Below are 968 nucleotides of genomic sequence, written 5' to 3' on the forward strand. Positions count from 1 at the left end.
TACAAGCAAATACAAATAAAGTATATGCCAAATAGAATTAAAAAAATAGCAGTTTTAACTTCTGGAGGAGATTCACCTGGAATGAATGCAGCTATACGTTCTGTGGTTAGAACATGTGCCTACCATGATGTAGAATGTATTGGTATCTACCAAGGATACCAAGGTATGATTGATGACGAGTTCACTGCCTTAGATGCGCGTAGTGTTAAAGGTATAATTAACAAAGGAGGTACGTTTTTAAAATCTGCACGCTCACAAGAGTTCCGTACTAAAGAAGGAAGAGAAAAAGCACATAAAAACCTGTTAAAACATAACATTGATGCCTTAGTAGTTATTGGTGGTGATGGTTCTTTTACAGGAGGTTTAGTGTTTAACCAAGAGTTTGGATTTCCAGTAATAGGAATACCAGGAACAATTGATAATGATATTTACGGTACAACACATACCTTAGGTTTTGATACCGCTTTAAATACCGTTGTTGATGCCATTGATAAAATTAGAGACACAGCAAGTTCGCATAACAGATTATTTTTTATTGAAGTTATGGGGCGTGATGTAGGCCATATAGCACTAAATGCTGGTATTGCTGGTGGTGCCGAAGAAATTTTAATTCCTGAAGAAGATTTAGGATTAGACAGACTTGTAGATTCACTTAACAAAAGCAGAAAATCTGGTAAAACATCAAGTATTGTTGTAGTTGCCGAAGGTGATAAAATTGGAAAAAACATATTTGAATTAAAAGAATATGTAGACCAAAATATGGAAGGATATGATGTACGCGTATCTGTTTTAGGGCATATGCAACGTGGCGGAGCACCATCATGTTTTGATAGAGTTTTAGCAAGCCGTATGGGCGTAAAAGCAGTAGAGTCTTTACTTGAAGGTAAAACTAATTACATGGTTGGTTTGTTAGATAGTAAAATGGAACTTACACCTTTAGAAAAAGCCATTAAAGGAAAAACAAAAAT

At 35.2% G+C, this 968-nt stretch carries 1 protein-coding gene; it reads left to right on the plus strand.

Annotated elements, in window-relative coordinates; genetic code table 11:
• Positions 1 to 24: 24 nt before the first annotated feature.
• On the plus strand, positions 25 to 968 hold a 944-nt coding region (gene pfkA / locus FUA24_RS00435; protein WP_148539593.1), incomplete at its 3' end, for a 6-phosphofructokinase.

The sequence above is a fragment of the Seonamhaeicola marinus genome (genome assembly GCF_008085455.1).